The organism is Rhodococcus sp. Leaf233, from assembly GCF_001426165.1.
GTDB lineage: Bacteria > Actinomycetota > Actinomycetes > Mycobacteriales > Mycobacteriaceae > Rhodococcoides > Rhodococcoides fascians.
This window is the reverse complement of record NZ_LMRO01000008.1, coordinates 147,830-173,998: the sequence shown is the minus strand read 5'-3', so window position 1 is coordinate 173,998 and position 26,169 is coordinate 147,830. Positions and strand designations below refer to the sequence as shown.

Annotated in this window: 25 protein-coding genes, 2 tRNA genes and 1 pseudogene; 13 read left to right on the top strand and 15 right to left on the bottom strand. The window is 65.2% G+C overall.

What is annotated here, in order from left to right:
• Positions 1 to 10: 10 nt before the first annotated feature.
• Positions 11 to 643: pseudogene (locus ASH04_RS08610) on the bottom strand (CoA transferase subunit B); the annotation flags it as partial.
• Positions 640 to 1,389 carry a CoA transferase subunit A gene (locus ASH04_RS08605; RefSeq protein ID WP_179271310.1) on the bottom strand — a complete coding sequence of 250 codons (750 nt, stop codon included), beginning with the start codon at positions 1,387 to 1,389 and terminating at the stop codon, positions 640 to 642. The pseudogene ASH04_RS08610 and the gene ASH04_RS08605, both read right to left, overlap by 4 nt.
• 109 nt (positions 1,390 to 1,498) lie before the next feature.
• On the opposite strand from ASH04_RS08605, the gene pcaH reads away from it, so the two are divergent.
• Genes pcaH through ASH04_RS08575 form a run of 6 tightly spaced genes read left to right on the top strand, consistent with a single transcriptional unit; the run spans position 1,499 to position 7,417 of the window.
• Positions 1,499 to 2,215 carry a protocatechuate 3,4-dioxygenase subunit beta gene (gene pcaH, locus ASH04_RS08600; RefSeq protein WP_027497567.1) on the top strand — a complete coding sequence of 239 codons (717 nt, stop codon included), beginning with the start codon at positions 1,499 to 1,501 and terminating at the stop codon, positions 2,213 to 2,215.
• Positions 2,208 to 2,846, top strand: coding sequence for a protocatechuate 3,4-dioxygenase subunit alpha (pcaG, locus tag ASH04_RS08595; protein WP_032389268.1), 639 nt, complete (start codon positions 2,208 to 2,210; stop codon positions 2,844 to 2,846). The genes pcaH and pcaG overlap by 8 nt, the downstream gene beginning before the upstream one ends.
• 42 nt (positions 2,847 to 2,888) lie before the next feature.
• Positions 2,889 to 4,235 (top strand): 3-carboxy-cis,cis-muconate cycloisomerase, encoded by a 1,347-nt coding sequence (gene pcaB, locus ASH04_RS08590; RefSeq protein WP_057473290.1) that lies wholly within the window; start codon positions 2,889 to 2,891, stop codon positions 4,233 to 4,235.
• The gene (pcaDC, locus tag ASH04_RS08585) at positions 4,235 to 5,398 is read left to right on the top strand and encodes a bifunctional 3-oxoadipate enol-lactonase/4-carboxymuconolactone decarboxylase PcaDC (RefSeq protein WP_057473289.1); all 1,164 of its coding nucleotides are present in this window, start codon (positions 4,235 to 4,237) and stop codon (positions 5,396 to 5,398) included. The genes pcaB and pcaDC overlap by 1 nt, the downstream gene beginning before the upstream one ends.
• Positions 5,395 to 6,213 carry an IclR family transcriptional regulator domain-containing protein gene (locus ASH04_RS08580; RefSeq protein ID WP_027497571.1) on the top strand — a complete coding sequence of 273 codons (819 nt, stop codon included), beginning with the start codon at positions 5,395 to 5,397 and terminating at the stop codon, positions 6,211 to 6,213. The genes pcaDC and ASH04_RS08580 overlap by 4 nt, the downstream gene beginning before the upstream one ends.
• The gene (locus ASH04_RS08575; protein ID WP_057473288.1) at positions 6,206 to 7,417 is read left to right on the top strand and encodes an acetyl-CoA C-acetyltransferase; all 1,212 of its coding nucleotides are present in this window, start codon (positions 6,206 to 6,208) and stop codon (positions 7,415 to 7,417) included. Before ASH04_RS08580 ends, ASH04_RS08575 begins: the two co-directional genes overlap by 8 nt.
• Before the next feature lie 7 nt (positions 7,418 to 7,424).
• Here the strand turns inward: ASH04_RS08575 and ASH04_RS08570 are convergent, their stop codons facing one another.
• Positions 7,425 to 9,317 carry a sugar phosphate isomerase/epimerase and 4-hydroxyphenylpyruvate domain-containing protein gene (locus ASH04_RS08570; protein WP_057473287.1) on the bottom strand — a complete coding sequence of 631 codons (1,893 nt, stop codon included), beginning with the start codon at positions 9,315 to 9,317 and terminating at the stop codon, positions 7,425 to 7,427.
• Positions 9,314 to 10,204, bottom strand: coding sequence for a shikimate dehydrogenase (locus ASH04_RS08565; protein ID WP_057473286.1), 891 nt, complete (start codon positions 10,202 to 10,204; stop codon positions 9,314 to 9,316). The genes ASH04_RS08570 and ASH04_RS08565 overlap by 4 nt, the downstream gene beginning before the upstream one ends.
• 109 nt (positions 10,205 to 10,313) lie before the next feature.
• Here ASH04_RS08565 and ASH04_RS08560 point away from each other — a divergent pair, with 109 nt between their 5' ends.
• From ASH04_RS08560 to ASH04_RS08550, 3 genes are all read left to right on the top strand, one after another.
• Positions 10,314 to 10,988: a TetR/AcrR family transcriptional regulator gene (locus ASH04_RS08560; RefSeq protein ID WP_027497575.1), complete on the top strand. Its 675-nt coding sequence runs from the start codon at positions 10,314 to 10,316 to the stop codon at positions 10,986 to 10,988.
• Between the two features lie 168 nt (positions 10,989 to 11,156).
• Complete coding sequence (locus tag ASH04_RS08555; RefSeq protein ID WP_032368463.1) at positions 11,157 to 12,518, top strand: MFS transporter; 1,362 nt, start codon at positions 11,157 to 11,159, stop codon at positions 12,516 to 12,518.
• 6 nt (positions 12,519 to 12,524) lie between these two features.
• The gene (locus ASH04_RS08550) at positions 12,525 to 13,328 is read left to right on the top strand and encodes an N-acyl homoserine lactonase family protein (protein ID WP_032406767.1); all 804 of its coding nucleotides are present in this window, start codon (positions 12,525 to 12,527) and stop codon (positions 13,326 to 13,328) included.
• Positions 13,329 to 13,419: 91 nt separating this feature from the next.
• On the opposite strand, the gene clpX is transcribed toward ASH04_RS08550, so the two are convergent.
• The 5 genes from clpX to ASH04_RS08525 form a co-directional block, all read right to left on the bottom strand.
• Positions 13,420 to 14,700: an ATP-dependent Clp protease ATP-binding subunit ClpX gene (clpX, locus tag ASH04_RS08545; RefSeq protein ID WP_027497577.1), complete on the bottom strand. Its 1,281-nt coding sequence runs from the start codon at positions 14,698 to 14,700 to the stop codon at positions 13,420 to 13,422.
• Positions 14,701 to 14,996: 296 nt separating this feature from the next.
• Complete coding sequence (locus ASH04_RS08540; RefSeq protein WP_008715342.1) at positions 14,997 to 15,638, bottom strand: ATP-dependent Clp protease proteolytic subunit; 642 nt, start codon at positions 15,636 to 15,638, stop codon at positions 14,997 to 14,999.
• A 47-nt stretch (positions 15,639 to 15,685) separates the two neighbouring features.
• The gene (locus ASH04_RS08535; protein ID WP_072692168.1) at positions 15,686 to 16,336 is read right to left on the bottom strand and encodes an ATP-dependent Clp protease proteolytic subunit; all 651 of its coding nucleotides are present in this window, start codon (positions 16,334 to 16,336) and stop codon (positions 15,686 to 15,688) included.
• A gap of 83 nt (positions 16,337 to 16,419) precedes the next feature.
• Positions 16,420 to 17,799 carry a trigger factor gene (gene tig, locus ASH04_RS08530; RefSeq protein WP_057473285.1) on the bottom strand — a complete coding sequence of 460 codons (1,380 nt, stop codon included), beginning with the start codon at positions 17,797 to 17,799 and terminating at the stop codon, positions 16,420 to 16,422.
• A 101-nt stretch (positions 17,800 to 17,900) separates the two neighbouring features.
• Positions 17,901 to 17,974: transfer RNA gene (locus ASH04_RS08525), tRNA-Pro, on the bottom strand.
• A 170-nt stretch (positions 17,975 to 18,144) separates the two neighbouring features.
• Between ASH04_RS08525 and ASH04_RS08520 the strand changes: the two genes are divergently transcribed.
• Together ASH04_RS08520 and ASH04_RS08515 are read left to right on the top strand one after the other, a co-directional pair.
• Positions 18,145 to 18,218 (top strand) — tRNA-Gly (locus tag ASH04_RS08520).
• A gap of 111 nt (positions 18,219 to 18,329) precedes the next feature.
• Positions 18,330 to 19,124, top strand: a complete 795-nt coding sequence (locus ASH04_RS08515) for a hypothetical protein (RefSeq protein ID WP_057473456.1) — start codon at positions 18,330 to 18,332, stop codon at positions 19,122 to 19,124.
• Positions 19,125 to 19,134: 10 nt separating this feature from the next.
• Here the strand turns inward: ASH04_RS08515 and ASH04_RS08510 are convergent, their stop codons facing one another.
• Both ASH04_RS08510 and ASH04_RS08505 read right to left on the bottom strand, forming a co-directional pair.
• The gene (locus ASH04_RS08510; RefSeq protein WP_032368209.1) at positions 19,135 to 19,929 is read right to left on the bottom strand and encodes an Fpg/Nei family DNA glycosylase; all 795 of its coding nucleotides are present in this window, start codon (positions 19,927 to 19,929) and stop codon (positions 19,135 to 19,137) included.
• A complete protein-coding gene (locus tag ASH04_RS08505) occupies positions 19,930 to 20,409 on the bottom strand; it encodes a ribose-5-phosphate isomerase (RefSeq protein WP_032374451.1) in 480 nt (159 codons plus the stop codon). It abuts the gene before it with no gap.
• Between the two features lie 19 nt (positions 20,410 to 20,428).
• On the opposite strand from ASH04_RS08505, the gene ASH04_RS08500 reads away from it, so the two are divergent.
• A complete protein-coding gene (locus ASH04_RS08500; protein ID WP_057473455.1) occupies positions 20,429 to 21,088 on the top strand; it encodes a DUF429 domain-containing protein in 660 nt (219 codons plus the stop codon).
• A gap of 97 nt (positions 21,089 to 21,185) precedes the next feature.
• Here ASH04_RS08500 and ASH04_RS08495 read toward each other — a convergent pair whose 3' ends face one another.
• Positions 21,186 to 21,803 (bottom strand): mycothiol-dependent nitroreductase Rv2466c family protein, encoded by a 618-nt coding sequence (locus ASH04_RS08495; protein WP_032370209.1) that lies wholly within the window; start codon positions 21,801 to 21,803, stop codon positions 21,186 to 21,188.
• 157 nt (positions 21,804 to 21,960) lie between these two features.
• Here ASH04_RS08495 and pepN point away from each other — a divergent pair, with 157 nt between their 5' ends.
• Positions 21,961 to 24,534, top strand: a complete 2,574-nt coding sequence (gene pepN, locus ASH04_RS08490; RefSeq protein ID WP_045841279.1) for an aminopeptidase N — start codon at positions 21,961 to 21,963, stop codon at positions 24,532 to 24,534.
• A 117-nt stretch (positions 24,535 to 24,651) separates the two neighbouring features.
• Here the strand turns inward: pepN and ASH04_RS08485 are convergent, their stop codons facing one another.
• From ASH04_RS08485 to ASH04_RS08475, 3 genes are all read right to left on the bottom strand, one after another.
• On the bottom strand, positions 24,652 to 25,131 hold the full coding sequence (locus ASH04_RS08485) for a DUF5130 family protein (RefSeq protein ID WP_032368213.1): 480 nt from the start codon (positions 25,129 to 25,131) through the stop codon (positions 24,652 to 24,654).
• Positions 25,118 to 25,369 (bottom strand): aa3-type cytochrome oxidase subunit CtaJ, encoded by a 252-nt coding sequence (ctaJ, locus tag ASH04_RS08480; RefSeq protein ID WP_027497587.1) that lies wholly within the window; start codon positions 25,367 to 25,369, stop codon positions 25,118 to 25,120. The genes ASH04_RS08485 and ctaJ overlap by 14 nt, the downstream gene beginning before the upstream one ends.
• Before the next feature lie 81 nt (positions 25,370 to 25,450).
• Complete coding sequence (locus ASH04_RS08475; protein WP_174557300.1) at positions 25,451 to 26,113, bottom strand: HNH endonuclease; 663 nt, start codon at positions 26,111 to 26,113, stop codon at positions 25,451 to 25,453.
• Positions 26,114 to 26,169 lie beyond the last annotated feature (56 nt).

The following is a 26,169-nucleotide window of genomic DNA, read 5'->3' as shown; positions in this document are numbered from 1 at the left end:
CAGCGACATCGACGAGTACTTCGGCTGCGGTGGCGTTCCTGACGTCGTCCACCGAGATTCCCGGCGCGGTCTCGACGAGGCGCAGTCCGTCGTCGGTGACGTCCAGAACCGCCATGTCCGAGATGATCCTGTGCACGCAGGCCTTTCCGGTCAGCGGCAGAGTGCAGGACTGCAGAATCTTTGGTTCACCCTTCCGGGAGACGTGCTCCATCATGACGATCACGCGACGGGCACCGTGCACCAGATCCATGGCACCACCCATCCCCTTGACCATGTGCCCGGGGATCATCCAGTTCGCGAGGTCGCCGGTGGCGCTGACCTGCATCGCACCCAGCACGGCGACGTCGACCTGGCCGCCGCGGATCATTCCGAACGACTGCGACGAGTCGAAGTAGGACGAGCCGGGAAGCACCGTGATGGTTTCCTTGCCCGCGTTGATGATCTCGGGATCGAGTTCGTCCTCGGTGGGATAGGGGCCGACGCCGAGCACGCCGTTCTCGGAATGCAGAATCACCGAGACGTCGGTCGGAATGTAGTTGGGCACCAGGGTCGGCATGCCGATTCCGAGGTTGACGTACTGCCCGTCGCCGAGCTCCTGCGCCACCCGGGCGGCCATCTGTTCGCGGGACATCTTCTCGCTCATGCTCGTACCGTCCTCTGCTCGATGCCGACCTCGACCGGGCCGACATGCACGACCCGCTGCACATGGATACCCGGGGTGTGCACCTCGTCCGGACCGATCTCCCCCGGCTCGACCAGGTGCTCGACCTGCGCCACGGTGATCCGACCCGACGCGGCGGCGGGTGGATTGAAATTCCGTGCGCTGGCGTGGAACACCAGGTTTCCGTGCCTGTCGCCCTTCCAGGCGTGGACCAAGGCGTAGTCCGCGACGATGCCGCGCTCCATCACATAGGTGACCCCGTCGAACTCCCGGGTCTCCTTCGGCGGACTCGCCACGGCGATGCCGCCGCTGCCGTCGTAGCGCAGCGGCAAACCGCCGTCGGCCACCTGCGTCCCGACACCCGCGGGGGTGAAGAACGCCGGAATACCGGCACCACCGGCTCGCAGCCGCTCGGCGAGGGTGCCCTGCGGGGTCAGCTCCACCTCCAGTTCGCCGCCGAGGTACTGCCGTGCGAATTCCTTGTTGGATCCCACGTACGAGCTGATCGTGCGCCGAATGCGGTGCTGCGCCAGCAGCACTCCCAGACCGAAGCCGTCGGTCCCGCAGTTGTTGCTGATGGTTTCGAGGTCGGTAGCTCCCTGCTCGAGCACCGCGGCGATCAGGATCTCCGGCACTCCCACCAACCCGAACCCGCCCACGGCGATCGACGACCCGTCGGGGATGTCCGCTACCGCTTCTGTGGCACTGGCCACGACTTTGTCCAACATGGCAGCGACGGTACCCGACAATGTGCGTTATGTGAACAGATTGCCACCATGCGAACACATGTATACGGTGACGAGTGCGCTTGATCACCACGATCGTCAGGAGCTGTCGATGCTTCATCTCCCGCCCGAGTACCGGGACCAGACGGGTGTCCATGCACCACGCGACTTCGCCGAGTACCGGACCACTGCCCTGCGGCATCCGGCGCAGCCGTTGACGCTTCTCCCCCAACGATTGACCGAGATCACCGGTCCGGTTCTGGGCGAGGGACGGGTCACCGACTCCGACGCCGACCTGACTCTCGCGCGAGGTGGTGAAGCTCAGGGGCAACGCATCATCGTGCACGGACGAGTGCTCGACAGCGACGGCAGAGCGATCCCGAACACCCTCGTCGAGGTCTGGCAGGCCAACGCGGGCGGGCGTTACCGACACTCGGGTGATCGCTGGCCTGCACCTCTCGACCCGCATTTCGACGGCGTGGGCCGAGTACTCACCGATGCCGACGGCCGATACCGGTTCACCACGATCAAACCGGGCGCGTACCCCTGGGGCAACCACCACAACGCATGGCGGCCTGCCCACATTCACTTCTCCCTGTTCGGTCACGCATTCACCCAGCGGTTGGTGACGCAGATGTACTTCCCCGACGACCCCATGTTCTTCCAGGATCCCATCTACAACGCAGCCCCCGAAGACGCGCGCGCTCGCATGATCAGCACCTTCGATTACGAAGCAACACAACCGAACTGGGCTCTCGGGTTCAGGTTCGACATCGTTCTGCGCGGACGCAACGCCACCCCGTTCGAGGAGGACGACCACGATGACTGACCCCGAGTTCGCTCCCCGGTACCCGGTGGTGACCGGTGCCGATTTCACCACCGCACCGTTCGGTCAGACGCCTTCTCAGACGGTCGGGCCGTACGTCCACATCGGTCTGCTGTGGCCGGACGGACAGGACGTGGTACCTCCCGGCACCGCCGAGGCGATCATCCTGACGTTCACCCTCGTGGACGGGGCTCGTCAACCGGTGTCCGACGCGATGATCGAGACCTGGCAGGCCGACTCCGACGGTCGCTTCGACCATCCGGACGATCCCCGGGGTGCCGTGGCACCACGTGTCGCAGGTTTCCGCGGCTTCGGTCGAGCATTTGCCGATGCACGGGGAACGATGACGATTACGACCATCAAGCCGGGGCCGTTGCCCGCCGAGAACGACCTCGTCGAAGCACCCCACATCGACGTCGGAATCTTCGCCCGCGGAATGCTCGAGCGGGTCGTCACGCGGATGTACTTCCCGGACGAGGCCGAGGCCAACGAAATCGATCCGGTGCTGTCCGCCTTGCCCGCCGACAAGCGAGCCCGACTCGTCGCCACCACAGTGGACGGCGGCTACCACCTCGATATCGTGTTACAGAACACCGATCCGGACGGAGACGAGACCCCGTTCTTCGCGCTGTGATGCACGCTCCCGAACTGATCGACGATGCGGTGAAAGAGGACCATGGCTTCCGATAGAGGGGCACTGTTCGATCCGACATTCGGCAGCGAGATCATCGCACCGATCGTCGGCGACCGAGGCTGGGTTCGGGCGATGTTCGACGTCGAGGCAGCCCTCTCCCGGGCCGCTGCCTCTGTCGGCGTGGTCGACGCGAAGCATGCGGACATCATCACCGCGGTCGCGGCAGAGCTGGGTGAATCTCTGGACATCACAGCACTCGGAGCGGCTGCAGCGGCCGGTGGAAATCCGGTGATACCACTGGTGAAAGTACTGCGAAACGCGGTGTCCGAGCGCGGAGTTCCTGCTGCTGCAGTGCACCCTGGGGCGACCAGCCAGGACATCATGGACACCGCGTCCATGCTCGTCGCACGTGACGCACTCACGGTCGTCGAGGCGTCGCTCGGTGATGCACATACCGCGGCGCGAGGCCTGGCGCTGGCGCACCGAACCACTCCTATGGTCGCGCGCACCCTCGGCCAGCAGGCGTTACCCACTACTTTCGGGCTGGTGGCCGCCAATTGGGCTGGGGCGCTGCATCGTTCGAGTCACCGTCTCGCTGCGGTTCGGCGGTCGTGCTGTGTGCAATACGGAGGTGCCGCCGGAACGATGGCCGCCGTACATCCGCACGGTCCGGCCATTGCCGCCGCGCTCGCGGACGCCCTCGGTCTGGCACCACAGACTGCGCCCTGGCACACCGACCGCGTCACTGTCGCAGATCTGGCGTGCGCGTTGGGTATTGCCGCGGGCTCCACTGCGAAGATCGCCGGGGACATCGTGTCGATGTCCGCCACCGAACTGGCCGAGGTGTCCGAGAACGCGCCGGGAGGTTCGTCGGCAATGCCACACAAGCGCAACCCGATCGCCGCCGTCACCGCGCGGGCTGCGGCCCGCCGGGTGCCGGGAGCCGTTGCGACAGTGCTGGCGAACATGGACCACGAGCAGCAGCGCGCCGCTGGCCCGTGGCACGCCGAATGGGAGACCGTCACCGATCTGCTACGACTCACCGGCGGCGGTGCGCATCGTATAGCGACGAGCCTGACCGGTCTGCATGTGCATCCAGATGCCATGGCGCGCAACCTCGAAGCGACGGGTGGTGCACTTCTCGCCGAACGGGTCACGGCGGCGCTGGCACCGCACACCGAGCGCGCCCGCGACATCGTCACCGACCGATGCGCAGCAGGTGCGCCACTGGACACGGATCCCGCCATCACCGCCTTTTTGACGCCGGCAGCGGTGCGCGAGATGTTGGATCCAGCAGGCTATGTGGGTCACGCACCCGACTTGGTCGACGACATCCTCGCTGCGTGTGCACCGGACACCGAACGCCCCACGGATTCGAAGGACATCTGATGACAGTCACTCTGGCTCACCACCGCACCGAGGGGCCGCACCCCGGTGCGGATACCGTCGTGCTGATCGGCTCGCTCGGCTCGGACCGATCGATGTGGGACCCGCAGGTGGGCGCACTGTCGGCTTCCGTCCACGTGTTGACGGTCGATCTACGGGGACACGGTCGATCACCGGTACCCCCCGGCCCCTATTCCGTGGCCGATCTCGCCGGTGACGTTCTTGCACTGCTGGATTCACTCGCTCTGGAACGCGTCCACGTGGTCGGACTCTCCCTCGGCGGTGCCGTCGCTCAATGGATTGCGATTCATCGCCCCGAGCGGGTGCGCACTCTGACACTGCTGTGCACGTCCGCCAAGTTCGGTGAAGCCGCTCAGTGGATCGACCGTGCCGCGACCGTCCGCGCCTCGGGGACAGCCGCACTCGCGGACGCTGTACTCGCACGGTGGTTCACGCCCGAACTCGCCGCCCGCGACACCGATCTCGTCGCACGGTGTCGACGCATGATCGCCGAGACCTCCGACGAGGCGTACGCGGCATGCTGTGAGGCGTTGTCCGAGTGGGATTCTCGCGCGGACCTCGCCAGGATCGCCGCTCCCACCCTCGTGATCGCGGGCCGACAGGATCCGTCGACCACTCCGGACGATCTGCGCTTCATCGCCGACGGCGTTGCAGGATCGACGTTCCTGACACTCGACCCGGCCGCACATCTGGCCAACGTCGAACAGGCAGGCCGCGTCACGGCGGCCATTGCCGCTCACGTCGGAGCGGACGCGTACTCCGCCGGACGGTCGGCGGCCCACGACACCGGTATGGCAGTGCGGCGCAGTGTGCTCGGTGACGCCCACGTCGACCGCAGCATCGCATCGAGAACCGAATTCACGGCACCGTTCCAGGATTTCATCACCCGAACTGCGTGGGGCGACGTCTGGGCTCGTCCCGGACTCGACCACCACACCCGCCGACTGCTGACTCTGGCCGTTCTGACGGCCCTGGGTAACCACCACGAACTCGACATGCACATCCGAGCGGCGTTGCGTGCCGGTATCGCACCCGACGAACTCGCCGAGGTGTTCTTGCACACCGCGGTCTACGCGGGAGTACCGAACAGCAACAACGCTTTCGCATTGGCTCAGGCCGCCATCACCGAGAGCGAAACCTCGTGAGTGCCGCGGACACACCGCCGTCCTCGGATTACGTCCAGTCTCTCGGACGCGGCTTGGCAGTGATCAGAGCCTTCGACGGTGAGCATCCGCGTCGAACGCTGGCCGACGTGGCCCGAGCGACCGACCTGACCCGCGCCACCGCCCGACGGTTTCTGCTCACGCTCGTCGAACTCGGATACGTGCGTACCGACGGCTCGATGTTCTGGCTCACCCCGCGCGTACTCGAATTGGGGTACAGCTATCTGTCGAGTCTCTCGCTCCCCGAGGTCTCGGGCCCCCATCTCGAGGCGCTCGCCGAACGAGTGCGTGAATCGTCCTCGGTGTCGATACTCGACGGTGACGATGTGGTGTACGTCGCCCGGGTTCCGGTCAGCCGCATCATGACCGTCGGCATCAACATCGGCACCAGATTTCCGGCGTTCGCGACCTCGATGGGCCGGGTGCTGTTGGCCGGTCTTCCCGAGGACGAGCTGGATGCGTACCTGGAGCGAGTGCGGTTGACGCCGTTGACGGGCAAGACCATCACGACCGCGGCCTCGCTCGCGCGGGAACTCGAACGAGTGCGGGTCGACGGCTTCTGCCTGGTGGACCAAGAACTCGAAGAGGGACTGCGTTCGATCGCCGCACCCATCCGCGACAGCGCCGGCGTGGTTGTCGCCGCAGCCAACGTCTCGACCCAAGCTGCACGTCATTCTGCGGACGCCGTGCGCGCCGAACTACTCCCGGCCTTGCTCGACGCCACCCGCGCCATCGAGACCGATCTGCTCCGGGTAAGTACCGGAGCCAACGACAAGCGAGGAAACACCCATGCCTGAAGCCGTGATCTGCGAACCCCTGCGTACCCCCGTCGGCCGTTTCGGTGGCCAGTTCCGTGACATTTCCGCCCAGGCCCTGGCTGCCACGGTCATCACCGAAGTCGTTGCGCGAACGGGCATCTCCGGAGCGGACATCGACGACGTGATCCTGGGCCAGGCGTCACCTAACGGTGATGCACCGGCCATCGGTCGAATCGCCGCCCTCGACGCCGATCTCGGCATCGATGTGCCCGGCATGCAGATCGACCGACGCTGCGGCTCCGGCCTACAAGCAGTACTGCAGGCGTGCATGCAGGTGCAGTCCGGCGGCAACGACCTGGTTCTGGCAGGCGGCGTCGAAAGTATGAGCCAGACCGAGTTCTACGCGACCGGCATGCGGTGGGGCGTCAAGGCCGAGGCGGTCGCCCTCTCCGACCGACTTGCGCGGGCCCGAGTGACGGCGGGTGGCAAGAACTTTCCGGTGCCCGGCGGCATGATCGAGACCGCCGAGAATCTTCGCCAGGAGTTCTCCATCAGCCGCGCCGATCAGGACGCGCTGGCCGTGCAGTCGCATCGGCGGGCGGTCGCCGCGCAGAACAGCGGCGTGTTCGCCGAGGAGATCGTGGGTGTGTCCGTCCCCCAGCGTAAGTCGGAACCGGTTCTGGTCTCGACCGACGAGCATCCACGGGCCGACACGACCGTGGAGTCGTTGGCGAAGCTGAAGGCAATCCGTGCATCGATCGATCCCGAGTCGACGGTCACCGCGGGCAATGCCAGCGGGCAGAACGACGGCGCCGCGATCGCCATCGTCACCACCCCCGAAAAGGCTGCGGCGCTGGGACTTCGACCACTGGCGCGGCTCGCGAGCTGGGGCGTTGCCGGAGTCGCTCCGCGCACGATGGGAATCGGCCCGGTGCCCGCCAGCGAGAAAGCGCTCGGACGCCTCGGGCTCACTCTCGACGACATGGGCGTCATCGAACTCAACGAAGCCTTCGCCGCCCAGGCGCTCGCCGTGACTCGGTCCTGGGGTATCGAGTCGGACGACCCGCGGTTGAATCCGCACGGTTCCGGCATCTCGCTCGGCCACCCGGTCGGGGCCACCGGTGCCCGAATCCTTGCCACCCTGCTCCGTGAAATGGACCGCCGAGAAGTCCGCTACGGACTCGAGACGATGTGCATCGGCGGCGGACAGGGCCTGGCCGCGGTGTTCGAGCGACTGTCCTGATCGCTACTCACTGCTGTAGTTGCGCAGCCAGGCGCACAGCCGAGTTGGTCTCCCCGTAGCCTTCGTACCCGCCTACCCGCTGCACCACCTCGAAGAAGAGGTCGTCGCCCACGGTGCCGGTGAAGAAGTGGAAGAACTCGCCGCCTGCGGAGTCGGCGTCGTACAGGATGCCGAGCCGCTGCATCGCGTCGAGGGTGTCCTGACCGAGGCCGAACCGTGCGTTCAGGTCGCGATAGTAGTTGGGCGAGATGCGCAACGGCGTGAGACCGCGTTCGGTCATTGCCTCGGCCGCGGCGTAGATGTCCTCGCATCCGAACGCCACATGTCCGACGCCTCCGCGGCGGGCGGCGGGCAGGGGGTCGGCATCGGACGGGCGACCGGGAACCATGTTGAGCGACAGGCGAATGGTGCCGTTCGTGGTCGTCAGGGTGAGGGCCTGGCTTCGCACCAGTCCGATCGCGTCCACGACGTCCTGACCGTCCCGGGGCACCATGCCGAACACCGAGCGGAGCAACAGCATCACGCCGTCCCAGCTTTCCGCCGGGACCGCGAGGGCGATGTGGTCCACGTGCGAGACCAGGGGCTTGTCCTGCGGCACAGGCACTCTGGGAGCGAGGTCGAATGCGGACTGCCAGGCACCGGCGCTGTCTCGGGTGCGTAGGTCGAGCGAGGTTGCACCGGTGACGGCGAGCCGCACCACCGCGTCGGTCGCGTCGGCCACGCCCGGCATGGTGACCGTCGCGGCGGGGACCCCCAGAGCGCGGGCTCTGGTCAACCACAGATCGGGCCGCTCGCTGCGGACCCCGATCTGGGCCAGTGCGGGCAGGTGGGCGGGGACGCCCGGTGCCGTCCACAGGGTGTCGACGGTCGTGTCGACCGCGACGGCGAGTGGGCCCTGGGTGAACAGCGACAGTCCGTGTTCGCTGTGCGCGGCGGTGAGGTCGAAGCCGAGGTGACGCAAGGTGGTACCCAACTGGGCGGCCTTGGCAGGGCCCGCGGCGATACGTAGGGACACGATGTTCTCGATCGGGCCGGGCGGAGGCGGGGAGAACAGATCGGGATTCGGCACGACGGTGTCGACGCCGCGGACCTTCTCCTGCAGGTGGAGCAGCGAACGGTGTGCGTCCGACGCCGTTCGGCCGGTGTCCGAATGCCGGAAGACGTCGTTGAAGATCTCGAGCGACCACGGGCCCGTGTAGCCCGAGGCCACGACGTCGGCTCCGAAGGTTGCCAGATCGAAGTTCCCCTGACCGGGGAAGCATCGGTGATGGCGACTCCACTGCAGGACGTCCATCACCAGGTGCGGGGCGTCGGCCAGCTGCAAGAAGAAGATCTTCTCGCCGGTTATCTCGCGGATGCCGGATGGGTCGTCGCCGCGGGAGAGGATGTGAAAGCTGTCGAGACAGGTCCCGAGCGCTGGATGGTCGACCTGCCGGACGATGTCCCAGGCATGACGGTAGGTGTCGACGTGGCTACCCCAGGCGAGCGCTTCGTAGGCCAGCCGCAGTCCGCGGCGATGTGCACGCTCGGCGAGAGTTGCCATCTGTTCGATCAACTTGTCGTCCTCGCGCACTGCACCGGCCAACGGTGACGAGCAGACCAGCAGCAGGTCGCATCCCAGCTGTTCCATCACGTCGAATTTGCGTTCGGCGCGAACGAGGTTGCGCGCGAACTGGTCCGGGTCGTCGGAGTCGGCGTCACGGAAGGGTTGGTAGAGATCGACGGTCAGACCCAGGTCTGCAGCCTTCTTCGCAATGTCTGCAGGCAGGTCCGGTGAGCTGATCAGATCCGGCTCGAACACCTCGAAGCCGTCGAACCCGGCTTCGGCGATGGCGCGCATCTTCTCGTCGAGAGACCCACTGAGCGAGACAGTGGCCACCGACGTGGCAATGGCCGTCATGCGGAGGCCCCGGCGGCAGCGACGCGATCTTCGCTGTCGATGAGGGTGCCCATGTGCGCGATCATCCGATCTGCGTTCGCAATTCGGCCGGTGAATATCTCGAAGGCGTCCGCTGCCTGGAACACGGCCATGCCGGTGCCACTCAGGGTTCGGCACCCCGCTCGCGCTGCCTGCATGAGCAATTCGGTCTCGGCCGGCCTGTACACGACTTCCGAAACCCACATCTGCGGACGCAGAAATTCCTGCGGCACAGCAGATCCCGGGTGCTCGAGCATTCCGACCGGCGTTGCGTGCACCAGCCCCGACGCTGCGCTCAGCACGTCGCCGAGCCGATCGAGTCCGGTCGAGAAGATCTCGGACTCGGGGAACATCGAGGCCAGCGAGTCTCGGAGTTGCTGCGCCCGAGAACGATCGGCATCGACGAGTGTCAGCTTGGCGGCTCCCCGGCGTGCCATTGCGTATGCCACGGCCGCACCTGCTCCCCCGGCTCCGAGTTGCACCACATCACTCAGATCGGCTCCCGGTAAGCCACGTCCGAAATTTCGGTCGAACCCGGACCAGTCGGTGTTGTGACCGATCGCGCGCCCGTCGGAGAACACAACGGTGTTGACGGCACCCAGACGCGCGGCATCCTCCGAGAGATCGTCGAGGCAGTGAAGAACCCGTTGCTTGCACGGGTGGGTGATGTTGAGGCCGCGAAATCCGAGGTCGGCTGCCGTGGCCACCAGCCGCGGTAGGTCGTCCACGGACAGCCCGCGCCGATCGAGATCGATGATCCGATAGAGGTAGGTCAGACCGTGCTCGGCACCCTCTCGCTCGTGCATCGCGGGCGTGAGCGATTTGCCGATACCCGTCCCGATCAGCCCGCAGAGCAGGGATTCCGGCATGTCGATCTCCTCGAGCTTTAATGTACTAATTGGTGAGTTAGCTCGACGGTACTACGGTGACGGCACGCACACACCCTTTCTCCGCAATTCGCGGCGATAGAGTCGACCCATGGCTCCGCGTACAACCGACACCTCCGACGACAGCGGACCGGCCGTCAAACGTCGGCGCAACAGCGATCTGACCCGACACAACATCCTCGAGGTAGCCACGGAGGAGTTTGCGGACAAGGGCTTCGCGGGCGCACGCATCGACGAGATCGCCGAACGAACACACACGACCAAGCGGATGCTGTACTACTACTTCACCGACAAGGAAGGCCTGTACAAGGCCGTTCTGGAGCGGTCCTACCTCCGCATCCGCGAGCGCGAACGAGCCGTGGACGTCGAAGGACTCGGTCCGGTCGAGGCGATCCGCGCCATCGCATCGGTCACGTTCGACCATCACGAGCAGAACCCGGACTTCATCCGGCTGGTATCGACCGAGAACATTCTGCGCGGCGAACATATCGGCACTTCCGAGGCGCTGAGCAATCTCGGCAATCCGGCCGCCGAGCTGTTGGCCGACATTCTTGCGCGCGGGCAGGCCGACGGGCTCTTTCGAACCGATGTCGACGCGTTGGACATCCATATGGCGATCAGCAGCTTCTGCGTGTTCCGGCTGTCCAACCGATACACGTTCGAGGCACTGTTCGGGCGCGACCTCACCGACCCGGCGCACCGCACACGACTGCGGGCCATGCTCGGCGACATGATCATCGCGTTCCTCACCTCCACCGACGCCTGACACCGAGATCGAGCGACCCGCATCGCATCGGGGGTTGACACGTGGCATGGATCACGTTCAATATCTAAGAGCGCCCGGAGTTAACTATTTCGTACATTAGCGGCCGATCGGGTCGTGGATGTCGAACTGTGCGCCCGGCTTCCCGTCACACGAAAAGAGACGACACCGATGGATCCCCTCACGTCCGGTCACCCGCCCCTGCGCCCCGGAGCCAACCCGCGTAAAGCCGCAACCGCGGCCTGGGTGGGCAGCGCCCTCGAGTACTACGACTTCTTCATCTACGGCACCGCCGCTGCGCTGGTCTTCGGCCGCGTGTTCTTTCCCGGTTCCAACCCCGCCACCGGAACGTTGTTGGCCCTGGCGACTTTCGGGGTCGGATACCTGGCCCGCCCACTGGGCGCATTGGTGCTCGGTCACATCGGTGACCGTTACGGCCGCAAGAAGGTCATGGTTGCCACCGTCCTGCTGATGGGAGTCGCCACCCTCGGAGTCGGCGTCCTTCCCTCGTACGAATCCATCGGCCTCGCGGCCCCGATAATCCTGGTCCTGCTGCGCCTGGCCCAGGGCTTCTCTGCGGGCGGTGAGCAGGCGGGTGCCAACTCCATGACCCTCGAGCACGCACCCGACCACCGACGGGCATTCTTCACCAGCTTCACCCTCAGCGGCACCCAGGGCGGTCAGATCCTTGCCACCGCAGTCTTTCTCCCGGTCGCCATGCTCCCCGAGGACCAGTTGCTCAGCTGGGGCTGGCGAATCCCGTTCTTCCTCAGCGCATTCGTCGTTGTCGCCGCATTCCTGATCCGGCGCTCGCTCGACGAGACCCCAGTCTTCGAGGAAGAGGTGGCGTCCGCCGAGCCGCAGCGTCTCCCGCTGACCGAACTGCTGTCCGAGCACTGGCCCGCCGTTCTTCGAGTTATGTTTGCCGCCGTGATCGCCTCGGTCAGTACGATATTCACCGTCTATGCGCTGTCGTACGCAGTCAACACAGTCGGCCTGGAACGAACTCCGATGCTGTGGGTCGGCGTACTCGCCAACGTCGTCGCGCTGTTTGCACTCCCGTTCTTCGGGTCGCTGTCCGATCGTGTCGGTCGCAAGCCGGTGTTCCTGTTCGGATCGATCGGTTGCGCAATCCTCATGTTCGGATACCTCTGGTCCATCTCGGTCGGAAACTACGCGCTCATCTTCGTCTTCGGCATCGTCATGTTCGGTTTCGTCCACAGCGCGACGGGCGGTGTGTGGCCCTCGTTCTACGGCGAGATGTTCCCGGCTCGGGTCCGTCTGACCGGAACTGCGCTGGGTACCCAGATCGGTTTCGCCATAGCAGGATTCGCGCCCACCATTGCCGGTGCCATCGCCGGGGCCGAGATCGGTGCGTGGTTGCCGGTCGCCATCGTCACCGCCGTGTTCTGCGCCGTCAACGTTGCGATCGTGTCCACGTCCAAGGAGACCTATCGCACGCCCACCGACGAGCTCGGGCGATCCACTCGAACGACTCGGCGCGAGTCGGTCGCTCGTACGACGTCGAACTGACCCGCGATGATCGACGGACTGCGACCGGACCGTAGCGGTGAATGGCGTGTGTACGCCGTGCGCTATGCGAGCCGAACATCCCTGCGCAGCACGCACTTCCACTATGCGGACGAGCGCGGCCACGAGCCGCACCCCACCGCGTACTACGTGTGGCTCGCGCTGTCGGACACCGAGACCGTCCTCGTCGACGCCGGTCTCGCACCGGCGACGGCGTCACGGATGAAGGGACTGGACTACGTCGGCTCCCCCGTGGACCTCATCGGAGAGCTGGGAATCTCCCCCGGTGACATCGACGTATGTGTGCTGACCCATCTGCACTACGACCACACCGGAGTCGTCGCAGATCTGCCGTCGGCCCGCTACGTCGTCCAGCAGAAAGAGCTCGACTACTGGAACGGTCCGTGGGCGACCCGCGTCGGGCAGGAACGCTGGTTGCACTCGCGGTCCGACATCGACCACGTCACGGGAAGTCCGCGTCTCGACATCGTCGACGGCGACCGCGAACTGGCACCGGGACTCTCGGTGCATGCGGTGGGCGGACATACCGCGGGCATGCAGGTAGTCAGCGTGCACACCGAGCGCGGGACCCTGGTGCTGGCGTCGGATGCGAGTCACTTCTACGAGAACATCGAATCCGACAGTCCCTTCGCGATTCTGCACTGCCTGCCGGACATGTTCGGCGCGTTCGACCGGATCAAGGAACTCGCCGACAGCCCCGAGCATGTCGTGCCGGGCCACGACCCGTTGGTGGCGCAGCGGTGTGCCGCGGTCGACCCGGACCTGCACCCGCACATCTCGGTCCTCGGCTGACACCCTCGATCGAGAACCTCCACAACACAGAACGAGCCCCGATCATCGCGTTCGATGATCGGGGCTCGTTTCGGTGTCGTGCCGGAGCTGGTCAGGCCGACTTGTCGCGACGCTCCGGGCGTTCGGGCTTGCGCGGAACGATGGTCGGCAGGACGTTGTCGTTGACCGTCTCTGCCGTGACCACGACCTTCTCCACGTCGTCCCGGCTCGGGATGTCGTACATCACCGGAAGCAGCACTTCTTCCATGATCGCGCGCAACCCACGAGCACCGGTGCCACGCAGGATCGCCTGATCGGCAATTGCCTCGAGTGCCTCGGACGTGAACTCGAGCTCGACGCCGTCCATGTCGAAGAGTCGACGGTACTGCTTGACCAACGCGTTCTTCGGTTCGGACAGGATGGTGACCAGTGATTCCTTGTCCAGGTTGGTCACCGACGCGATCATCGGGAGACGACCGATGAACTCGGGGATCAAACCGAACTTGATCAGATCCTCGGGCATCACCTCGGCGAAGTGATCCTGCGTGTCGATCTCGGCCTTGGAACGCACCTCGGCTCCGAAGCCGAGACCGCGCTTACCGACGCGGTCGGACACGATCTTCTCGAGACCGGCGAAAGCACCGGCGACGATGAAGAGCACGTTGGTGGTGTCGATCTGGATGAACTCCTGATGCGGATGCTTACGTCCGCCCTGCGGCGGGACGCTGGCCTGGGTACCTTCCAGGATCTTCAGCAGTGCCTGCTGTACGCCTTCACCGGAGACATCGCGGGTGATCGACGGGTTCTCGCTCTTACGAGCGATCTTGTCGACCTCGTCGATGTAGATGATGCCGGTCTCGGCCCGCTTGACGTCGTAGTCCGCGGCCTGGATGAGCTTGAGCAGGATGTTCTCGACATCCTCACCCACGTACCCGGCTTCGGTCAGTGCGGTGGCGTCGGCGATCGCGAACGGCACGTTGAGCATCTTGGCGAGGGTCTGGGCCAGATACGTCTTGCCGCACCCGGTGGGACCGAGCATCAAGATGTTCGATTTGGCCAGCTCGACGGATTCGCCGCGCACATCGCGCGCCTTGTCGCCGGCCTGAATGCGCTTGTAGTGGTTGTAGACAGCGACGGCCAACGTGCGCTTCGCAGCGTCCTGGCCGATCACGTAGTTCTCGAGAAAGTCCTTGATCTCGGAAGGCTTGGGCAGGTCGTCGAGCTTGACTTCGCTCGATTCGGCCAACTCCTCCTCGATGATCTCGTTGCACAGGTCGATGCACTCGTCGCAGATGTACACCCCTGGTCCTGCAATGAGCTTCTTGACCTGCTTTTGGCTCTTGCCGCAGAACGAGCACTTCAGCAGATCGCCACCGTCACCGATGCGTGCCATTCGGAGGTTCCTACTTCCTTGTCCGCGTACGACCCGGCCGACCGCATACGCGGAAGGACGGGCTACTTCTCGATCGATGGCATGCCGAGTTCGAGATGCTTCGACCGAGTTCTTGGATGCGACGCTACCCGTGTTCGCCGAACATGGGCGGGTTGTTTCCGGTGATTCGCCGCCCGTTTTCACCAATCACGGCATTCGGGGCGTGAATCGAGACAGCCGGGCCGAGTTGTCCACTCGTGCCCGGCGTCCGATCGTCTGCCGGACCGCGAGGCGATCCGACCGGTGGTACTTGCGTGCTACTTCTGAGCCGAGAGCTTGCGGTACTCGAACACGGTGTCGATGATGCCGTAGTCCTTGGCCTGCTCGGCGGTGAGAATCTTGTCGCGATCGGTGTCCTTGCGGATCACGTCGGGATCCTTGCCGGTGTGGCGGCCGAGGGTGGTCTCCATGAGTCGACGCATACGTTCGATCTCGGCGGCCTGGATCTCGAGGTCCGAGACCTGGCCCTGGATGCCGCCGCTCGAGGGCTGGTGGATCAGCACTCGTGCGTTCGGCAGAGCCGCGCGCTTGCCGGGGGTGCCGGCTGCGAGCAGTACCGCGGCAGCCGAAGCCGCCTGGCCGAGGCACACTGTCGCCACGTCGGCGCGGACGTACTGCATCGTGTCGTAGATGGCCATCAACGAGGTGAACGAGCCACCGGGCGAGTTGATGTACATCGTGATGTCACGGTCGGGGTCGAGGCCCTCGAGCACCAGCAGCTGTGCCATGACGTCGTTGGCAGACGCATCGTCGACCTGGACGCCGAGGAAGATGATGCGCTCCTCGAACAGCTTGTTGTACGGGTTCGACTCCTTGACGCCGTAGCTCGAGTGCTCGACGAAGGACGGAAGGATGTACCGCGAGGACGGCAACTGGTTGGGATCGAACAGGTTTGTCATCGTTTCTCCAAGATGTGAGTGATCGAGGGTCGCCGGTAGCGGCCGAATTACTCGCCGACTCCGCCGGCCTGCCGCGCGCGGCTGACGACGTGATCCACGAACCCGTATTCCTTGGCCGCCTGTGCCGTGAACCACCGGTCACGGTCGGAATCCTCGGTGATCTGCTCGACGGTCTGGCCGGTGTGCTGAGCGATGAGCTCGGCCATCTCACGCTTGGTGTGCGCGAACTGCTCGGCCATGATCGCGATGTCCGAAGCGCTGCCGCCGATACCGGCCGAAGGCTGATGCATCATGATGCGCGCGTGCGGCAGGGCGTACCGCTTGCCCTTCGCGCCGGCCGAGAGCAGGAACTGGCCCATCGAGGCAGCCAGGCCCATCCCGTAGGTGGCAATATCGCACTCGGCGAATTCCATGGTGTCGAAGATCGCCATACCTGCGGTGACCGAGCCACCGGGCGAGTTGATGTACAGCGAGATGTCGCGGGTGGGGTCCTCGGCCGACAGGAGCAGGATCTGCGCGCACAACTTGTTGGCGATGTCGTCGTCGACCTGGGTACCGAGGAAAATGATGCGGTTTTGAAGCAGACGCTCGTACACGGAGTCGCTGAGATTCAGCCCTGCTGCGGCCGAAGTCATGACGGGACTCTGCTCGTGCGAAGCCGCCGGATTCTGAACAGTCACGGTACCTGCCTTTTCCATAACAAATCGTTGGTTCCTGACACAGACACTAACGAAAGACGGCGGCTCCGGAGTCCCGGAACCGCCGTCGTTCGCTGTGAGCGTTACTTCTCTTGTTCGCCCTCGGAAGAATCAGCTGCTTCGACCTCGTCGGGAGCATCGGCGGGGCTGCCGAACAGCTCGGCGGTGTCGACGCTGGCTCCGTTGGTGTCGGTCACCGTGACGCGCTCGACAACCGAGGCAAGCGCCTTGCCGCGCTTGACGTCGGCGAACACGGCACCGAGCTGGTTGGCCTGCTGCACCTGCTGGATGAACTGCTCGGGCGGCATGCCGTAGCGCTGGGCCTGGAAGATGATTCGCTCGGTCAGCTCGTCCTGGCCGACCTGAGTGTTCTCTGCCTCGGCGATGGCGTCGAGCAGGAGCTGGGTGCGCACCGACTTCTCGGCACCCTCCTTGACGTCCTTGTCGAACTCCTCGCGGCTCGAACCCTGCGACTCGAGCAACTCGGCGAGCGCTTCCTCGTTGTGATCGAGGCCGTGGATGGCCTCGTGCACCTGGGAATCGACCTCGGCCATGACGACGGCCTCGGGAGCCGGAATCTCGAGGGTCTCGAGCAGCGTCTCGAGCACCTTGTCGCGGATCTGACCGGCCTGCTCGACCTTCGCGACTCGCTCGACGCGCGTCTTCAGATCGGCGAGCAGCTCGTCGAACGTGTCGAATTCGCTGGCGAGCTGGGCGAACTCGTCGTCGGCCTCGGGCAGCTCGCGCTCCTTCACGGAGACGACCTTGACCGTGACGACGGCTTCCTTGCCCGCGTACTCACCGGCAACGAGCGTGGAGGTGAACTCCTTCGACTCGCCGGCCGAGACGCCGATGATCGCGTCGTCGAGGCCCTCGATGAGCTGACCGGAGCCGACCTCGTGGGACAGTCCGCTCGCGGTTGCCTCTTCGACGTTCTCGCCGTCGACCGTGGCCGAGAGATCGATGGACACGAAGTCGCCGGACTGAACCGGGCGATCGACACCGGTGAGGGTTCCGAAACGCTGACGGAGCGACTGCAGCTGCTCGTCGACGGCTTCGTCCTTGATCTCGAGCGGATCGACTACGACGCTGATGGTCGAGTAATCCGGCAGCTCGATCTCGGGACGCACGTCGACCTCGGCGGTGAACGTGAGCTCGGTGCCGTCTTCGATCTTGGTGATCTCGATCTCGGGCTGGCCGATGACCTTGACCTTCTCGTTGGTCACGGCCTCGGAGTAGCGAGAGGGAAGAGCGTCGTTGACGACCTGCTCGAGTACTGCACCACGGCCGACTCGCGCCTCGAGCAACTTGGCCGGAGCCTTGCCGGGACGGAATCCGGGGAGGCGGATCTGCTGAGCCAAAGCCTTGTACGCGCGGTCGAAATCAGGCTTGAGCTCCTCGAAGGGCACCTCAACGTTGATACGGACTCGCGTCGGGCTCAGCTGCTCGACGGTGCTCTTCACGGGACATGCTCCTTTGTGGTGATTCTTGCTTGCTGGCAGTTCTGGCTTGCTGTCTTCCGCTCGCCACGAGCACGGTGAGCCGTGCCCGCGGCTCTCATTTGTCGGGGTGACAGGAATTGAACCTGCGACCCTCCGCTCCCAAAGCGGATGCGCTACCAAGCTGCGCCACACCCCGTCGTACGGACACCATTGAACAGCAACCGATAGTAGCCCCTCATGGGCGCCCCACCCATGACGTTCCGTGAGACCGGGCTCGACGGGCCGGTTTGGAATCCGGCAACCGCTTTGGGTACAGTCTTGAAACGCAGGCGACGGAACTGGCGATCCCACGACTGTTGTTTGCACGCCGATGTAGCTCAATGGTAGAGCCCCTGTCTTCCAAACAGGCTACGCGAGTTCGATTCTCGTCATCGGCTCCATCGAAAGCCCCGCACTTCACGAGTGCGGGGCTTTTTCGTGTCCGCGTATCGTCGACAGTGTTCGAGTGAATCGGACGAACTGGACATGTATCGCCGATGGAAGGCTCAGAAGTGGAAATCGTCCTGATCGTCATCGTCGTGGCCGTAGTGGCACTGCTGGTGCTTCGCAGCAAGAAGAACTCCGCCGCAGCCGCGGCCACCGCACTGGCCGATGCGAAGGCCGACGCCCGTCAGTCGATCGAACGGCTCGGCGGCCAGATCTACAACCTCGTGGGCTCCGACACCGCATCCAAGCAGGCCCTGGCCGACGCATCCGAGCGCAATATCGCAGCAGGCTCGCAAATCGACCAGGCGACAACCGTCGAACAGGCGAGGCTGGCCAAGCAGACCGCGTTGGAAGGGCTCTATTACATTCGCGCAGCGCGCCTGGCGATGGGCATGGACCCGGGCCCCGAGGTGCAGGGCATCGACGGCCAACAGCAGGCAGGCCGTGTCACCGAGGAACGCAAGGTCGACTTCGAGGGACGAGAGATCGCGGCCTCACCGGAACCGTCGGACCGGACCCCGAACTACTACCCCGGCGGACGGGTGGCGGGCCGACCCGTCCCCGCAGGCTGGTACTCCGAGCCGTGGTGGCGTCCGGCCTTGGTCGCCGGCGCATGGGGAATGGGCTCGATGTTCCTGTTCTCGGCGATGTTCTCCGGCATGGCCGGGGTTCCGGACGAGACCGCAGCGGGTGGCGACCTGGGTGCGGACGGTTCCGACGGGGGTGCTGGTGACAATTACGACGGTGGCGACGCCGGAGCAGGTAACGACGGCAATGACGGCGGCGGCTTCTTCGACAGCGGAGACGGCGGTGGCTTCTTCGACGGCGGCGGAGGCGGAGGGGATTTCGGCGGGTTCTAGCTCGCCGGCCCTAGGTCGCCTGACAGACGGGGCACCAGAACAGGTTTCGCGCCTGCATCGTCGAGTGCAGGATCTCGGCTCCGCACACGCGGCACGGGAGGCCTTCCCTGCGGTAGACGTACGAACGCGGTCGGCGGGCACCGTAGGTGTCGCCGTGATCGTCCTCGGGCCTGATGGTGATGATGCGACCGCGTCGGACACCGATGGCCATGAGGTCCACGAGATCGAGCCAGATGGCGTCCCACTCGGCTCGGTCGAGGTCCTTTCCGGGGCGCATCGGGTTGATCTCGTGCCGGAAGAGGATCTCGGCGCGGTAGACGTTGCCGACGCCGGCGAGCACCTTCTGATCCATCAGCAACGTGCCGATGGCCGTGCGTGACTTGGATATTCGTGCCCAGGCCGCGTCGGGGTCCGCATCTTTGCGGAGCGGGTCCGGCCCCAGACGCGCCAGGAGGGCGTCGACCTGCTGCTCGGTGTAGATCTCGCAGGCCGTCGGGCCGCGCAGGTCGGCACCGTACTTCTCCCCCACGATGCGCAGACGCACCGCGCCGACCGGATCATCCAGTGGCACAGCGTGTTCGGTGAACTTCCCGTACAGGCCGAGGTGAATGTGCACGATCAGGTCGGATTCGTAGCGGTGCAGCAGATGCTTGCCCCACGCCTCGGCCTTCTCGAGGACGAGGCCGTCGATCAGCGCGGCACCGGAAACGAACCGTCCCTGGGGACTGCTCGCCTCCACCGGTGCCCCGCCGAACCGACGTTGATGCAACCGAGCGAGTCGGTGCAGGGTATGCCCTTCGGGCACTTACTCGGGCTTTCCCGGAACCTCGGGTGCTTCGCCGCTGCGCTCGTACTCGGACAGGATGTCGATGCGCCGTTGGTGGCGCTCCTCGCCCGAGAACGGGGTGCCGAGGAACGCGTCGACGATGGCCAGTGCTTCGGGCAACGTGTGCATGCGGCCGCCGATGCCGATGAGCTGCGCATCGTTGTGTTCGCGAGCCAACTTCGCCGTCTCGACGCTCCACGCGAGGGCACAGCGTGCGCCCGGCACCTTGTTCGCGGCGATCTGCTCGCCGTTTCCGGATCCGCCGAGCACGAGGCCGCGACTGCCCGGATCGGCGACGACGCGACGTGCTGCGTCGATGCAGAAGGCCGGGTAGTCGTCGACAGGGTCGTAGTCGAAGGCACCGCAGTCGACGGGCTCGTGCCCGGTTGCCGTCAGGTGTTCGATGATCTGATTCTTGAACTCGAGGCCGGCGTGGTCGGCACCCAGGTATACGCGCATGCCTAGAGTCTGACAGGTGATGTCACGAGCCGAGAAATTCGCCGGTGTCGACGGCGCGAAGGGTGCGTGGGTGGTCGCATTGTTCGACGGCACGAGAGTGACGTGGACGGCCTGCTCCTCCGTCTCCGACGTGTTGGAGCACACCCGAGACTGCGCGCGAGTGGGCGTCGACATGCCGCTGTCGCTACCCGTGGACGGTTATCGCGTCAGCGAACTGGAGGCGAAGAAGTTCCTGGGGACGGCGCGCAGTTCGATCTTTCACACCCCGGTCGCGGATGTTCTGGACGCGGTGTCGTACGAACAGGCGTGCTCGATCTCGCGGTCGAAGACCGGCAAGGCGATCAGTAAACAAACGTGGCACATCTTGCCCGCGGTCCGGGCGTGGCGAGATTCGGACTTCGATCCGGAACGGTACGTCGAAGTGCATCCCGAATGCTCGTTCAGGGCGATGTCACCGACCACGGTCTACGCATCGAAGAAGACCGGCCGCGGCGTCGGGCAACGGTTGGCCGCACTGACACGATGGACCGGGGATCTCGATCTGGACGACCTGCCGAACGGGCCGCTCGTCGACGACATCCTCGATGCCGCCGCAGCGGCGTGGTCGGCCAGGCGCTTCCATTTCGGCGAGCATCTGACGTTCGGCACCGACAACGGCTCGGATCGAATCGTCGCCTGATCCCCCGTGCGTGAACTAGCCCCTCGTGCGTGGACTGGCCCCTCGTGCGTGAAAGTTCGGCTCCTGCTACGAGTTTCCACGCACGAGGGTCTCGCGATCAGTCGAACTGCGGGTCCTCGTTGCGGGTGCGCTTGAGCTCGAAGAAGTGAGGGTACGCCGCGAAGATCACCGACGCGTCCCACAACTTGCCTGCCTCTTCACCGCGTGGAATCCGCGAGAGCACAGGGCCGAAGAACGCCACGCCGTTGACGTGAATGGTGGGAGTGCCCACATCGGGGCCGACCTTGTCCATTCCTGCGTGGTGGCTGGTGCGCAGGTCCTCGTCGTAATCGGTGCTCTCGGCTGCCGAGGCGAGATCGGCGGGCAAGTCGAGTTCGGCCAAGGACTCCCGGATGACGACGTCGAAATCCTTGTTGCCCTCGTTGTGAATTCGCGTGCCCATGGCCGCGTACAGCGGCGCGAGGATCTCGTCGCCGTTGCTCTTCGCCGCGGCGATCGCCACCCGCACCGGACCCCACGCCTTCTTCATCATCGCGGCGTACTCCTCGGGCAGGTCGCGGCCCTCGTTGAGGACGGCCAAGCTCATGACGTGGAAATTGACGTCGATGTCGCGCACCTGCTGGACCTCGAGAATCCAACGTGAGGTGATCCAGCACCATGGGCACAGCGGGTCGAACCAAAAATCAGCGGTGTCTTTCTGTCCTGAACCGGCCACTGTCTGCTCCTCGAAAGTCGATGTCGCTGTCTCTTCATGTCGTAACACCCGGCCACCGCGCGGACATTCCACGCGACCCGTCAGCCAGCGCGCGACACGGCGGACGTGATGGGATGGACGGCACTACCCATAACTACACGAAGAGGTGTCGACTGAAGTGGTTGCTCCCAACCTGACGCGTGACCAAGCCTCCGAGCGCTCGGCGATCATCGGGGAAACGAAGTACGCGATCGTTCTCGATCTCACCGACGGCGAGGGCAATCCCGGCGAGAAGACGTTCCGCTCGCTCACCACCATCACGTTCGCCGCGACCGCCGGAGCGTCGACTTTCGTGGACATCGTCGCAGGCACCATCCGGTCGGCGACGCTCAACGGCACAGCGCTCGACACGACGAACTACGACGAGTCGACGGGGCTGGCTCTGGTCGATCTCGCCGAACACAACGAACTCGTGGTCGATGCCGACTGCGTCTACTCGCACACCGGCGAAGGCCTGCACCGTTTCGTCGATCCGTCGGACGGTTCGGTGTACCTGTACTCGCAGTTCGAGACTGCGGACGCCAAGCGCATGTTCGCGTGCTTCGATCAACCCGATCTCAAGGCCACGTTCGACCTGAAGGTCACCGCTCCCGAGAGCTGGACCGTCATCTCCAACGCAGCGCACGGTGCCGAGCCGGCCGCAGGTGAGCACGTGTTCGACACGACGCCGCTGATGAGCACATACCTGGTTGCTCTGATCGCCGGTCCCTACGCCGAGTGGACCGATTCGTACACCGACGATCACGGCACCATCCCTCTCGGAATCTACTGCCGCGCATCCCTTGCCGAACACATGGATGCCGAGCGACTGTTCACCGAGACGAAGCAGGGTTTCGGTTTCTACCACGAGAACTTCGGCACCCCGTATGCGTTCGGCAAGTACGACCAGCTGTTCGTGCCCGAATTCAACGCCGGAGCCATGGAGAACGCCGGGGCCGTCACGTTCCTCGAGGATTACGTCTTCCGGTCCAAGGTGACGCGGTACTCCTACGAGCGACGCGCCGAGACCGTGCTGCACGAGATGGCGCACATGTGGTTCGGCGATCTGGTGACGATGACATGGTGGGACGACCTGTGGCTCAACGAGTCGTTCGCGACGTTCGCCTCCGTGTTGTGCCAGTCCGAGGCGACCGAGTACACCAACGCGTGGACGACGTTCGCCAACGTCGAGAAGGCCTGGGCATACCGACAGGACCAGCTGCCCTCGACGCACCCCATCGCCGCGGACATCCCCGATCTGGCCGCCGTGGAGGTCAACTTCGACGGCATCACGTACGCCAAGGGTGCCAGCGTGCTCAAGCAGCTGGTTGCGTACGTCGGTAAGGAAGACTTCCTGGCCGGGTTGCGGGCCTACTTCGTCGATCACGCCTTCGCCAACGCAACGTTCTCGGATCTGCTTGCGGCACTGGAGAAGTCATCGGGTCGCGATCTCTCCGATTGGGGTGCGCAGTGGCTGCGGACCACCGGCCTGAATACTCTGAGCCCCGATTTCGACGTCGACTCGGAGGGCAGGTTCACCCGGTTCGCAGTGTCGCAGACCGGCGCAGCACCGGGCGCGGGCGAGCATCGCGTACACCGCATCGCAATCGGCATCTACGACGACGTCGACGGCAAGTTGGTGCGTACCGACCGCGTCGAGCTGGACCTCGATGCTGCCGAATCGACGAATGTCGAAGCGCTCGTAGGTGTATCGCGCGGCAAGCTCGTGCTGGTCAACGACGACGACCTGACGTATTGCGCAGTGCGGCTCGATCCGGATTCGCTCGGTGTTCTCGTCGATCGGATCGGCGACATCGCCGAGTCGCTCCCCCGCACTCTCGCCTGGTCGGCCGCATGGGAAATGACTCGGTCCGCCGAGATGAAGGCACGCGACTTCGTGGCTCTGGTCCAGCGCGGAATCGGTAGCGAGACCGAAGTGGGTGTGGTGCAACGCCTTCTGCTCCAGGCGCAGACGGCTGTCACCAGCTACGCCGATCCGGCGTGGGCGGCAGAACACGGAGTCCCGGAGTTCGCCGACGCAGTGCTCGAGCTGGCCCGCGGTGCCGAGTCGGGCTCGGATCACCAGTTGGCGTTCGTCAACGCCCTCACCGGTACCGAACTCAGCGAGCGCCATGTCGAGGTATTGCGCGCTCTCCTGGACGGTGACGCCCAGGGGCAGTCCTTGGCCGGACTCGACATCGATACGGATCTGCGGTGGCGCATCGTCACCGCCCTTGCGGCGGCCGGAGCCATCGATGCCGACGGGCTCGATTCGCCGGTCATCGACGCCGAAGCCGAGAAGGACAACACCGCCGCCGGAGCGCGGTCGGCTGCCGCTGCACGAGCTGCGCGTCCCAGTGCCGAGGTGAAGGAGCGGGCATGGACGACCGTCGTCGACGACGACGCGGTTCCGAACATCACGGCGCGGTCGATAATCGGTGGTTTCGCGGGCCCCGGCCAGGGCGAACTGCTCGAGCCGTACGTCGACCGCTACTTCGAGGCGATCGACGGCGTGTGGGCTCGTCGATCGAGTGAAGTCGCACAGACCGTCGTGGTGGGCCTCTACCCATCGTGGTCGATCAGCGAGCAGTCGTTGGCCGCAGCCGACAGGTTCCTCGATGGCGACCTTCCACCTGCTCTGCGCCGACTTGTGATCGAAGGCCGCGCCGGAGTCGTTCGGGCACTCGCCGCCCGGGCATACGACGCCGGCTGATCGCAGGTACACATACGACGAGGGCCGGTTGCGTCTCACCCGCGAAGGTGAGATGCAGCCGGCCCTCGTCGTCGCCGGGACCGCCGGCCGAGAACTACGGGGATGGAGCGCGACGAGCTACGGCGCGAGGATGGATGCTGCCATCACGCGGACCGAGGTCACGAGACCGTCGATGAGGTTGCCGTCGCGGAACGGGCCGAGCGCAGCGGTGACGCCGAGCTGAGCAACCCGATCGGTAGCACGGTTCGAGACCCGCTTTCCGGTGCGGATCTCGAGCGCGTGCCGGTTGGGGTCGACAGCGATCAGAACCGAACGAATCGCATCGGGGGTGCCGGGGAAGACCGAATCCGCTCCCGCAGCCGGATCGACTCCCAGGTCACCGACGTAGATGTTGAACCGAATCTTCGTCTTCCGGGTCGCCTCGCTCAGTGCGTCGTCGAGCGCGACCAGATCCTGCGTCGCGAAAGGCAGGTGCTCCGGGCTCGGCGTGCCGAACTCGTGTGCCACCGATACGCGACCACTCGCCGTCAGCGCAGCCCCGAACGGCAGGTCCTCTTCTCGGATGTCACCGCCACGTACCAGTTCACCACTTGCCACTTGCAGCACCTCCGATCGAATCGGCTGTGTCCGCGTCGTGCGATCCGTGGCCCCCGAACGGAGTCACCTCGTCCGTAGCGCTCCACAGCAATGGCTCGCGCGTCCACTCGTCCGTCAGCCGGTACGGAGCGACGTCCATCCCCGGCTGCTTGTCGGTCAAGTAGGACAGCGCGCCGACGATTCCGATCACCGCAACCGGAATCACCCCGAATATCAGCGTGGTCTCCAAAATGCTCACGGGGTGTGACGTTAGTCGACAATTGCCCGTCGGACCACGTCGGGGCCGGTGTTGTGACCGAAAAGAGCCAACGGCCGACAGTCAGGCAGCACCTTCGCCGAGGTACGCCAACCAGCTCGGGTCCAACTCCTTGGTGGTCGCCAGCAGACGCCAGTGCGGGCCCTTCGGCGGCACGAGCTGGGCTCGCAACGTCCACCCGATCTCACTGAGCAGCTTGTCCGCCTTGCGGTGATTGCAGGAGGCGCAGCACGCCACGCAGTTCTCCCACGAGTGGCCGCCGCCGCGGCTGCGAGGCACGACGTGATCGACGGTCTCGGCCTTGCTGCCGCAATAGGCGCAGCGGAATCTGTCGCGATGCATCAGTGCCGCGCGCGTCATCGGCACCCGCGCTCGATAGGGAACTCGGACGAACGTCCGCAATCGAATCACCGACGGCACCTGGACGGAGTAATCGGCCGACCGGATGAACGGCCCCTCCGGATCGTCGTGGATCACGTCGGCCTTGCCGCAAACGAGAAGAACCACCGCCCGGCGCATCGGAAGCGCGGTCAGTGGTTCGAAAGTTGCGTTGAGGAGCAGCACACGGCGCTTGACCCACGCCGGGACGGCGTCGTCGCCCGTGGCGTTGTGGGCCGTCGGCACCACGCGCAGCGGAGAAGCCCCCGAGGCCGTCTCACGCTGGTCGTGCGTGGTGCGGCCCTCAGTGGGCGGGAGTTGTCGGTGGCGGTGTTGAGAGTTCTTCATGCATTACTCCAGGGAGTGTCGGCGCCCGCGCATGGCTTGCGTGGAACACGGTTCAC